This is a genomic window from Carboxylicivirga linearis (genome assembly GCF_018271995.1).
Taxonomy (GTDB): domain Bacteria; phylum Bacteroidota; class Bacteroidia; order Bacteroidales; family Marinilabiliaceae; genus Carboxylicivirga; species Carboxylicivirga linearis.
Genome location: NZ_JAGUCO010000003.1, coordinates 31566 through 43635, shown reverse-complemented (window position 1 = coordinate 43635; position 12070 = coordinate 31566). Strand labels below are relative to the sequence as shown.

Annotated in this window: 8 protein-coding genes; 5 read left to right on the top strand and 3 right to left on the bottom strand. The window is 37.0% G+C overall.

What is annotated here, in order from left to right:
• The first annotated feature begins 94 nt into the window (after positions 1-94).
• A complete protein-coding gene (lepA, locus tag KEM10_RS05785; RefSeq protein ID WP_212214635.1) occupies positions 95-1882 on the top strand; it encodes a translation elongation factor 4 in 1788 nt (595 codons plus the stop codon).
• An 89-nt stretch (positions 1883-1971) separates the two neighbouring features.
• Here lepA and KEM10_RS05780 read toward each other — a convergent pair whose 3' ends face one another.
• Together KEM10_RS05780 and KEM10_RS05775 are read right to left on the bottom strand one after the other, a co-directional pair.
• Positions 1972-2334 carry a hypothetical protein gene (locus KEM10_RS05780; RefSeq protein ID WP_212214633.1) on the bottom strand — a complete coding sequence of 121 codons (363 nt, stop codon included), beginning with the start codon at positions 2332-2334 and terminating at the stop codon, positions 1972-1974.
• Between the two features lie 67 nt (positions 2335-2401).
• A complete protein-coding gene (locus tag KEM10_RS05775; RefSeq protein ID WP_212214632.1) occupies positions 2402-3745 on the bottom strand; it encodes a sigma-54-dependent transcriptional regulator in 1344 nt (447 codons plus the stop codon).
• Between the two features lie 171 nt (positions 3746-3916).
• On the opposite strand from KEM10_RS05775, the gene porW reads away from it, so the two are divergent.
• The 4 genes from porW to KEM10_RS05755 all read left to right on the top strand — a co-directional run bounded on the left by porW (position 3917) and on the right by KEM10_RS05755 (position 10639).
• Positions 3917-7297, top strand: coding sequence for a type IX secretion system periplasmic lipoprotein PorW/SprE (porW, locus tag KEM10_RS05770; protein WP_212214631.1), 3381 nt, complete (start codon positions 3917-3919; stop codon positions 7295-7297).
• Positions 7298-7315: 18 nt separating this feature from the next.
• Positions 7316-8872 (top strand): T9SS response regulator signal transducer PorX, encoded by a 1557-nt coding sequence (gene porX / locus KEM10_RS05765; protein ID WP_212214630.1) that lies wholly within the window; start codon positions 7316-7318, stop codon positions 8870-8872.
• 51 nt (positions 8873-8923) lie between these two features.
• Positions 8924-9346, top strand: coding sequence for a tRNA (adenosine(37)-N6)-threonylcarbamoyltransferase complex ATPase subunit type 1 TsaE (tsaE, locus tag KEM10_RS05760; protein ID WP_212214629.1), 423 nt, complete (start codon positions 8924-8926; stop codon positions 9344-9346).
• 81 nt (positions 9347-9427) lie between these two features.
• Positions 9428-10639, top strand: coding sequence for an alanine dehydrogenase (locus KEM10_RS05755; protein ID WP_212214628.1), 1212 nt, complete (start codon positions 9428-9430; stop codon positions 10637-10639).
• Here the strand turns inward: KEM10_RS05755 and KEM10_RS05750 are convergent.
• Positions 10605-12017: a sensor histidine kinase gene (locus KEM10_RS05750; protein ID WP_212214624.1), complete on the bottom strand. Its 1413-nt coding sequence runs from the start codon at positions 12015-12017 to the stop codon at positions 10605-10607. The genes KEM10_RS05755 and KEM10_RS05750 overlap by 35 nt on opposite strands.
• Positions 12018-12070 lie beyond the last annotated feature (53 nt).

The window sequence follows — 12070 nt, the reverse complement described above, 5'->3', positions numbered from 1 at the left end:
AACCTTCTAATAATTCAAGGAAATAAGTATCTTTGCACACCTGAATTGTGGAGTTGACAAAAAGAGGTTGAACGATCAGTATAATAGTTTTTAGATGAAGAACATACGTAATTTTTGCATTATAGCCCATATCGACCATGGTAAAAGTACCCTGGCCGACCGTTTATTGGAATTTACCAAAACCGTTTCAGAAAAAGATCTTCAGGCACAGGTGCTGGATGATATGGATCTGGAACGCGAACGAGGCATTACTATTAAAAGTCATGCCATTCAAATGGACTATGAGTTTGAGAATGAAAAATACGTTCTTAACCTAATTGACACCCCGGGACACGTCGACTTCTCATACGAGGTATCACGTTCCATTGCTGCCTGCGAAGGTGCGCTTTTAATTGTAGATGCTACCCAGGGAATTCAAGCGCAAACTATTTCAAACCTTTATCAGGCTATCGAACACGATTTAGAGATTATTCCTATCCTCAACAAAATGGACTTACCTAATGCCATGCCTGAGGAAGTGGAAGACCAAATCATCGATCTGATTGGTTGTGATCGCGAAGATATTATCCGCGCCAGTGGTAAAACCGGTGAAGGAGTTGAAGATATCTTATCAGCCTTAATACACCGTGTACCAGCTCCTGTTGGAGATCCTGAAGCCCCGCTTCAATGTTTGATTTTTGATTCGGTGTTCAACTCTTTCCGTGGTATCATTGCTTACTTTAAAGTAGTTAATGGTAGTATCAAAAAAGGAGACATGGTGAAGTTCTTCAACACAGGTAAAGAATACGACGCTGACGAAATTGGTGTACTTCGCTTGAATATGGAGCCACGCAAAGAGCTTAGAACGGGTGATGTAGGTTACATCATTTCAGGTATCAAAACCAGTAAAGAGGTAAAAGTGGGTGATACCATCACTCATGTAAAAGGTGGATGTGCAAAGGCCATCGGTGGTTTTGAAGAAGTAAAACCAATGGTATTTGCAGGTGTCTATCCTATCGATTCTGAAGATTACGAAGACCTACGTGCAGCTATGGAGAAGTTGCAACTGAACGATGCTTCGTTAACCTATGAACCTGAGTCGTCTGCTGCTTTAGGATTTGGTTTCCGTTGTGGTTTCTTAGGACTGCTTCATATGGAAATTATTCAGGAACGCTTGGATCGTGAGTTCGACATGGCGGTAATTACTACTGTACCTAACGTACCCTATATTGCTCATACTAAAAAGAGCGAAGTAATCAATATTCATACTCCATCGGAATTGCCAGAACCAACACTTTTGGATCACGTGGAAGAACCTTACATCAAAGCTTCGGTTATTACCAAATCGGAATACATCGGAAGTATCATGTCGCTTTGCTTGGGTAAACGTGGCGAATTGATGAAACAGCACTATCTGACTTCCGACCGTGTGGATTTGGAATTTGATATGCCATTAGCAGAAATTGTATTCGACTTTTACGATAAGCTAAAGAGTATTTCTAAAGGATATGCTTCGTTTGATTATCATCCAATCGGATTCAGACCTGCTAAACTGGTTCGTTTAGACATCTTGTTGAATAGCGAAAGTGTGGATGCCCTTTCTTCATTAATTCACTTTGATAATGCGCAGACTTTTGGTCGTCGCATGTGCGAGAAACTGAAAGAATTAATACCACGTCAGCAATTTGACATTGCTATACAGGCTGCTATCGGAGCTAAAATTGTAGCTCGTGAAACGGTTAAAGCTGTTCGTAAGGATGTGACTGCAAAATGTTATGGTGGTGATATCTCGCGTAAACGTAAACTGTTGGAAAAACAGAAGAAAGGTAAAAAACGAATGAAACAGGTGGGTAATGTGGAAGTTCCACAAAAAGCCTTTCTGGCAGTATTAAAACTAGACTAAAAAGCCCATTAAACGAACTCAAGACTAGACAAATATTATATATTAAAAAGCGCAAGGAAGTGATTCTTTGCGCTTTTTTGTATAGTTTATTAAAATGACTCCATTCCTTCAAAATACATTTCTAAAATATAACCATTGGCTGGAGCCTCTAATTCTACAGCTTCATATTTAACCAGCTTATCGAGATTATAATATGTATTACCCACTTTAATAATCTGCCCTTCAACTGAAAAACTCTCATTAGACTCATCGCTTCTTAAATAAATGTCGCCTGAATAGTTCTTCATCATATAGGTAGTAGCTTTACTAATATGTAATTCTTCTGCCAGACTTTCTATGGCTTCCCCCGTTAATTCACCGGCTGTTTTTGGTTCAATTACATCTTTATCTTTGTCGCATCCTGCAAATAAAAAAGGAAGCGTAAGCAATAATAACAAACATAATCTCCTCATAATATTCTATTTAGGGTTAAAAACATCCTTTTAATGGTTCTTAACAGATCAATCAAATGACCTTCTTTCACTTAGTTTCTTTATCTTTTTTCAGCAAATTATAGATGGTAGACTTACCCATATCCAATTTATCTGCCACTTGTAGTACATTGTTATTATACTTTTTGAGGTAATGACGTATAATACGTTCGGTGTATTCTTTTAAGGTCATCTCTTCATTGAAAATATCTTCCTCCGATTGAGTGGAGTTAAACATAATATGTTCTTCATCAATAATATTTGAATTAGTCATTACGGCACCTAATTCAACTACCGCTTTTAACTCGCGAACATTTCCTGGGAAACGATGACTCAATATCTTCTTTTTAGCTGCAGAAGTAAGCTCCAACTTATCCAATCCATTATCTTTACAAAAGGTATTTAAGAAATGTTGAGTAAGCATAATCGTATCATTTCTTCTATCTTTTAATGGTGGAAGGTGAATGGGTAAGCCAAGTAAGCGATAGTACAAATCTTCGCGGAAGTTTCCTTCCCTTACTTCTTCTGCCAAATCTCTGTTGGTTGCTGTTATTATTCGTGTATTAATTTTTATAACAGCATTGCCTCCAACCCGGGTTATTTCTCTTTCCTGTAAAACACGAAGCAGCTTCACCTGAAGGTTCAAGTCCATCTCCCCTATCTCATCTAAAAAGATGGTACCGCCATCAGCCTCTTCAAACTTACCTTTCTTTGCTGTAATAGCGCCTGTAAAAGCACCTTTCTCATGCCCAAACAATTCGCTTTCGATCAATTCCTTGGGAATAGCTCCCATATTAACCGCAATAAACGGACTGTCTTTACGTGGTGAATTATAATGAATAGTTTTGGCTATTAACTCCTTACCTGTACCCGTTTCGCCATATACCGAAACATTAATATTGGGTACTTTTATCGCTTTGTCAATTAAAGCAAAAACCGCTTTTATGGCAGGGCTATCACCAATAATTGCATTACGGTATTCATATTTATTCCCTATCTCCGTCTTTAGCTGGCTAATCTCGTTTTTAAGGTTCTTATTTTTCTTAATATTCTGAATACTATGAAGCAAACGTTCCTTAATATTCTCATCTTTGGTGATATAATCGTAGGCCCCCTCTTTTAAGAGCTGAACAGCTGTTGAAATGTCATCCTGACCAGAAATAACTATAACATCGATTTCAGGGTTAAAACGCTTAATTTTTTTCAAAATTTCATTACCCGTATAATCAGGCAAGCCCAAATCCAAGGTTACAACATCCGGGTTATCGCTTAAATTTCGTATAAAATCTTTCCCGTTAAAATAGGACTGTACTTCATAATCAGGATTGAGTTTCAAAGTATGCTCAATCAGCTTATTAAACACCTTATCATCCTCAATAACATTAATTCTCATGCTTCATAAACTTTGGTGTGTTCTACAACCTACCCCAATGAATGGTTTGCAATTCAGTGATAATTGGTAAATTTAGAAATTGTTTTTACTCTACATGGTAATTTTTGAGTTTTAATGAAATATTTTTGCTCAAATTGAGTTTTAATCTTGATTAAGAAGACGTCGCATTACATGATATATAGAAAAACCGGTTTTATACTTACAATTTTATTGGTGCTGATGGGGTGCAGCACTAAAAAGAATACGTGGCTCAGCCGGAACTACCACAACCTAACAGCCTATTATAATGTCTATTTCAATGGTAAAGAGGCCTTAAATACAGGCGTAAAATCCATTAGAGATGGTTACAAGAATGACTACTCTCAGATACTTCCCATGTTTGAATCATCAGACAAAGATGCTATTGGAGTGGCAACCGGTAACATGGAAAGAGCCATTGAAAAGGGAGGTAAACTGATTAAAAAGCATTCAATAAAGGCTAAACCTAAAAAAAGGTCGGGTTCAAAAGGACGTTCGTCAGATTTTTATTCAAAAAAAGAATATAATAACTGGGTGGATGATGCCTATCTGTTAATAGGTAAAGCACAATTTTACCAACACGACTTTTTAACGGCTATCCGAACCTTCCAATATGTAGTTCGCGAATACAATAACACTCCGGCTCAGTACGAGGGATTAATTTGGCTAGCCAGAGCCTACACCGAATATCAGGATTATATTGGTGCCTTATCGGCATTGGAGAGCTACGATTTAGGTGGTAATGCTCCTATTGAATTATACGGCGACTTTATGGCAGCTTATGCCAATTTGCTTTTAAAACAGAATAAATATGCTGAAGCTATTCCATATTTAAAAAACAACATTGCAGATAACAAAGATCGCAATCAAAGGATTCGCTTCAGTTATATATTGGGCCAATTGTATCTCGAAACCAACCAACGAAAAGAAGCCGCTGAATCATTTGCCTATGTTGCAAAGGCCAGTCCCGATTATGAAATGACTTTTAATGCAAAAGTAAGAAAGGCATCTATTCTGCATGAAAACGCTGATATAGCAACCATAAAAAAAGAACTTAACAAACTTAAGAAGGATAAGAAAAACAAAGACTATCTCGATCAGATTTATTGGGCATTTGGTCAGGTGGCAGAACAAGAAGATAACGATAGTGAAGCATTACAATATTACAGGTTATCGGTAAACAGTAGCATTGATAATAATATGCAGAAAGGACAGTCGTATTATGATGCCGCTGAAATTTATTACAATCGTTTTGATTACCCTAATGCCTATTATCATTACGACAGTGCCCTTGTTGTTCTCGACGAGGACTTTGAAAACTACGATATATTAATGGAACGTCAGGTTGGCTTGAAAGAACTGACAGAAAACATATTAATTGTGCAGCATGAAGATAGTCTGCAGCGTCTGGCCGATATGAGTGAACCGGTCTTATACGCCTATCTTGATGGAATTATTGAAACTAAAAGGAAAGAGGAAGAAGTACGTCTTGAACAAGAAAGGCGTGAACAGGAAAGTGATTACGATCCTTTCTTTTCTCAGAATACACAAAGCTCTGTATCATCAAATGCCAATGGTGGAAAATGGTATTTCTATAATCAGGCCTCAAAGGCATCAGGCAAATCAGAATTCCAGAAACGCTGGGGAAAGAGAAAGCTGGAGGACAACTGGAGAAGAAGTGACAAAAGCAAGAACATGGATGAAGAAGTAATGCCTGATGATCCGTTTGACATGCCAGACGATCCGTTTGCTGATGGATCAGAAGGTCAAACTACCGATGAATCGGAAGGTAAACATGAAACACAAGCTTCTGAAGCCAGTTCTGGAAATATCCCAACTCGCGAACAGCTGTTAGCCGACATCCCAGTTTCTGGAGAAGCAAGAGCCGCTTCGGATGATAAGATAGAAACATCGCTGATGGAAATGGGATTACTTTTTATGGATCGATTGGAGAATTATCCAAAATCAATTGAATCGCTGGAAGATTTACTAAGTCGTTATCCTCAAGGTGACATGAGAGATCAAGCTCTGGTAGCACTCTACAATGCCTATCGACTAAATAATGATCAGGCAGGTATGGCTTCAACACGACGTAGATTGGAAACCGAATTTCCTGACAGCCGTTTTGTTACTTACCTCAATGATCCTGAATTCTTTGACAAACTGGATAAAGTCAAGAAAGAGCAAGATCAGGCCTACCAAAAAACGTATGAAGACTTTTTATTTGGTCGCTTTAACGAAGTGGTTAGTGCTAGTAGTATAGCTATTGCATCAGATGATGAAAATCCGTTAGTACCCAAATATTATCTATTAAGAGCTTTATCTGAAGGTAAACTGGGTAATGTTGAGCTATTTAAAAATGATCTGGACAGCTTGGTAGCAAAAGCTCCCGACAGCGAAGAATCGGCTTTAGCAAAACAATTACTCAAGCATCTGAAAGAAGGTAAAACACCGGTGCAAGGAACTCTATTTGCTGCTACACCACAAGGTTCTGCATTTGCTACGGCAGATAGCCTGACCGGAGATGGAGAATCACCAGAAGATCAATTGCAATTTATTTATACCGAGAACGAACCCTATGAGCTGGTGGTTATGAATATTGAGCCAGAAAATGTAAATAGGGCGATTTATAATGTTGCCGACTACAACTTTTCGCGTTACTTATTACATGATTTTGAATTAAAAGAACAAACACTTATTAATGGATCTAATGCCATTATTGTTAGTGGATTCAAAAATAAAAATGAAGCAATGGATTACTTCTATTCATTGCGCGAACGTCCTGAGTTTTTCAAATTTGATTTCTTTAAAGACAACATCACCGTTCTATCAGAAACCAATGCTGGTAAATTCTATCTATCAGGTTTAATAAATGAGTACATAGAGTTTTTCAATACCTATTATTTAACTCCTGTTGCCAAAAAAGAACTTGACAAAGTAAGAATCAAAGAAGAAGAGGTACCAGAAAATAATGAGGCCGAATTGGTTGCCGAGGATAGCAGTGAAGCTAAAGAAAATACTGAACCCACTGAAGAAGAACAACAAACTACAACGGAACAGGAAAAAGAATCTGTAGCTACTGAAACTGAAATACCAACAGAAGCTGCAGTGGCTATTCCTGCTGAGGACTCAACAAAAGTGGAAGCCCCTGTTGAACCGCGTAAACGACGGTCAATATATTCATACAATGCCGATACAACACATTACGTGTTGATTATAATTGAGAAAACACGGATGGATTACAATCGTTTTAAAACCATTTACACCAATTTTTCTCGTAATAAATATGGGGCAACTATGAAGGTTGATTTGATAGAAATAGGCGATAATCATCGGGCATTGAAAATTGAAGAGTTTGGAAATGCAGAATTAGCAAAAGGTTTTATTGAAGAAGTTCATAAAAATGCATTCTTAACTCGTGACATTATTCGCAAAGAACACTATTTTTATACAATTACGCCTTCCAACTTTGAGCTTTTTCTAAAAAGACCTAGTCTCAGATCATATGAAAGATTCTACGAAGATTATTATTAAGTTTAGAAAGTAACGATTATGAGCGACAGCAACATAAAAATTCTATGGGTAGATGACGAGATTGAGCACTTAAGAGCACATATTATGTTCTTAAAAGAAAAGGGCTATTGGGTTGAAACGGCCACCAATGGTCAGGATGCGCTCTCAATGGTAGAAGAGAATTTTTATGACCTCATTTTTCTTGATGAAAATATGCCTGGTTTATCAGGTCTCGAAACACTGAATCATCTTAAGGAGTTACGCTCTGAAATTCCGGTGATAATGATCACTAAAAGCGAGGAAGAAGATATTATGGATCAAGCCATTGGAAATAAAATTTCCGACTACCTGATTAAGCCGGTTAATCCACGACAAATACTTCTTTCCATCAAAAAGAATCTGAATACAAAAGAGTTGGTCACCAAAACCACTACTTCGGGTTATCAATCACAGTTTGGACAAATTGCTTTAAAGATCAACGATTCATTTACCTTCAGAGATTGGGTTGAAGTTTACAAACGAATTATCTATTGGGAGCTGGAACTTGAACAAGGAGATGGAGCTATGGATGAAGTGCTTCGCATGCAAAAAAATGAAGCGAACCAGGCCTTTACTAAATTCATTAAAAAAGAATACCTCGATTGGTTGAACGAGAAAGAAGAGGCACCTTTAATGTCGCATCAATTGGTAAAAAATAAGGTCCTCCCCCTTCTTGATCAAGGGAAGAAAGTTTTTTTTATTGTAATTGATAATTTTAGATACGATCAGTGGGAAGTTTTGAAAAGAGTCATATCATCCGATTACCTTATTGAAGATGAAGCTCCGTTTTACAGTATTCTGCCTACTGCAACACAATATGCACGCAACTCCATATTTTCGGGTCTTTTACCAACTCAAATAAAAAAGATGTATCCGCAATATTGGGTTGACGAAGATGTGGAGGAAGGTAAAAATCAATACGAAGGAGAGTTATTAGGAACCCTTTTCGAACGGTTTAGAAAAAAAGCTAGTTACAGCTATCATAAAATATCAGATAATGATGCCGGAAAGAACCTGTTAGATAATCTTCACACCCTATTGAAGAATGACTTAAACGCCATCGTATTCAATTTTGTAGATATGCTTTCTCATGCCCGAACAGAAGTTAAAATGATTAAAGAACTGGCAAGAGATGAAGCCGCTTATCGCTCTCTCACACTTTCGTGGTTTAATCATTCGGCATTGAAAGAACTATTGCAAAGGCTTAAAGAGGAAGATGTAACTATTGTTCTTACCACCGACCATGGCACAACACGTGCCCAAAATCCGGTGAAAGTTATTGGTGATAGAAATGTCAATACCAATCTTAGATACAAACAAGGTAAAAACCTGGCATACAAAGCAAAAGAGGTGTTTGAAATAAAACAACCGGAGAAAGCATTTTTACCAAAACTGAATGTTTCATCTACCTATATTTTTGCCTGCCAAAACGATTTTTTTGCCTATCCCAATAACTACAATCACTATGTTAGTTATTACCGCGATACATTTCAGCATGGAGGAATTTCGCTCGAAGAAATGATTATTCCCTGCGCTCAAATAAAAGGACGAAAATAATTGATGGAAGATTCATTTTCATATCTTATTTTTGCAGTGTAATAATAAGATATGAATACATTTTATATTGATTCATTAGAACAGATCGACGATGTAGCAAAAGCATTTCTAGCTCAGTACACTAACGAGCGTGTGATTGCTTTTTATGGCGAAATGGGTGTTGGAAAAACTACCTTTATTAAAGCTATTTGCAAAGCCTTACAAATAAACGATACGGTAAACAGTCCCAGCTTTGCTATTGTAAACGAATATCATAATATTGATAATGACATCGTTTACCACTTCGATTTTTATCGACTAAAAGAAGAAGAAGAAGCCTACGACATGGGTTATGAAGACTATTTATATTCAGGCAATTATTGCATGATTGAATGGCCCGAAAAAATTGCGTCTCTTTTGCCTGATGGTAGACTTGACTTGCACATTACCGAAGAATCTGACGGCAGACGCAAACTTACCGTTGAAAAGCAATAACTGTTTCTAAAAATTAATCTTTTTTGCTATCTTGATGCACATTGGAAGTAGTTCAGAATAACTGGTAGCAAAAATATAATCATGGGCGAAAATAAACCTTATTCCTTGATGGGACAGACACATCTGTTACCCCGGGAAGAAATGCTGGAAACGGGTAAGAGAAAGAAAAGGGTTACGATTGGCATTCCTAAAGATTATTCTCAATACGAAAACAGAGTCCCCTTAACACCACAAGGAGTTGAACTGCTTGTTGAAAATGGTCATACCATTCTTTTTGAAGCCGGAGCCGGAGATAGAGCTCATTATTTCGATCATGATTTTTCAGAGTGTGGTGCTAAAATTGTCAAGAAAGAAGAAGTGTTTTCTGCCGACATCATCCTTAAAATATCAGCACCCAACAAAGATGAAATTGAACTTCTTAAACCCAATCAGGTAGTTTTTTCACTAATTTATTTATATAACCACAGCAGAGAAACCATCCAAAAAATGATGGAAAAGAAAATTATTGCTGTTGGCTATGAATTACTCAAAGATGATAACGATTGCTACCCTATCTTAAGAAGCATGAGTGAGATAGAAGGAGCTGCATCGGTAATGATTGCAAGTGAATACCTGAGCAAGGCACATAATGGCAAAGGTGTTTTATTAGGAGGCATTACCGGAATTTCTCCTGCCGAAGTAGTTATACTTGGTGCTGGAACTGCAGGCGAATTTGCTGCAAGAGCTGCATTAGGTTTAGGTGCGTCTGTTAAAGTATTTGATAATTCGTTTCATCGTTTACGCACACTGGAACACAACATTGGACAACGGATATTTACCTCTGTTCTGCATCCGCCAGCGGTTACAAAAGCCATGTTAAGTGCCGATGCTTTAATTGGTAGTCTTCGTTATTTGCAAGCCGGACCAACCTTTATGGTCACCGAAGATCAGGTTTCGCAAATGAAACCAGGTTCCATAATTATTGATTTAAGTATGGATCAGGGCGGTTGCATTGAAACCAGTAAATGTACAAATTTTGATAGACCTATCTTTCATAAGCATGGAGTGATCCACTATTGTGTTCCAAACATTGCTTCCAGAGTATCCAGAACCTCATCGATTGCACTTAGTAATATATTTGCACCTATTTTATTGAATTTAGGAGAGTCTGGTGGCATTCAGAATTTAATAAAAGAAGATATAGGTCTAAGCCATGGAGTTTACTTATACAAGGGAATACTCACTAACAACCTTATTGCCAATAGATTCAACCTACCTTTTAAAGATATTGGTTTGTTAATGGCTGCTTTTTAGTAGTAGCTTTTCTTGCCATTGAAGGTTCAAAAGGGATACTAAAACAAAAACGTGCTCCGTCCATATATTCCTTGTCAAGCCATATCTTACCACCAAGAGTTTCAATGTATTTTTTTGAAATGGCTAGTCCCAGTCCATTACCTCCAAATTCTCTCTTCATATCATCTTGCCCCTGACGGAACATATCAAAAATCACATCTTCCTTACCTGGCTGAACTCCAACACCATTATCTTTAACTGAAAATATAAGTTCCTCACCATGTAGCTCATAACCAAAAGTAATTTCCCCTCCATCTCTGGTAAATTTCAAAGCATTATCCAACAAATGCTTCAATACCTTTGTTAAACCATCCTCATCAGTTACAATAATATCTTTACCATCTTCCAGACCATTGTAAAAATTGATTGACAAATCCTTTTTCAACAAAGCTGCCTGTTTGGTAAAATGTACATGAACTTTATACATCAGATTATTTAAAATCAACCTACTAAATTCCTCTTGCAATAAGCGAGTTTGTAACTTAGAGATATCAATCAGGTCATCCATCACTTTCAGCAATTGCAAACCATTAAAATTGATTATTTCTACATACTCCTCTCTTTCTTCCACTGTTAACGAGTCGGACTTAAGAAGTTCCATAAAACCCAATATTACGTTCATCGGAGTACGGATCTCATGACTTAAATTGGCTAGAAAAGTAGATTTTAATTGATCATATTCTTTTGATTTCAATTGAGCCTTTCGCATCTCGGCCACCGAATAATCGAGCTTTTTGTTTTTATCTTTCAACGCACGATGCATTAACTCCAGCTCAACATTCCTTTTCTTAATATCTTCTTTAGCTTGAAGATGCTCAATCTCAGTACTTAATCGAGATGTAAAAAGAAACAATAACGACTCTATAGTCTTAAGGTGTTTGCGAATTGGATTTTTAAATAGGGCAACAATAATTCCAATTGGTTCATTTGAGGAATTAAAAAGCGGAATACCGATATACCCTTCCACTACTGAATCTGCAAAAGGAGCATCGCTACTAAATTGTTCCCAGGCTCCTTCTTTAATACTGTATATTTCATTACCAAAAACCTGCTTACATGGAGATTCATTCAAATGATATGAAATATTGTTGAACACCTCATCTTTTGAACAATATACTAATGATTTAATTAACTGCTCCTTTGCATCAAATTTACCAATCATTAAAAGGTCAGCACCTGCAATCTCGCAAGACTTTTGTCCAATAAACTGAAAAAAATCTTTTCCTACGAATCTGTTGCCTGGAGCAAATATCTCATGAATGATTGGTTCAATCTTTTTGAAAGACCGAAGCAAATTATTATGTTTTCTATTTCTGAAGAATAACTTTGTCCAATCCATGTAAATTACTTAACTCAACCAAAATAGATAAAATAACCTTTCATAATAAGTTA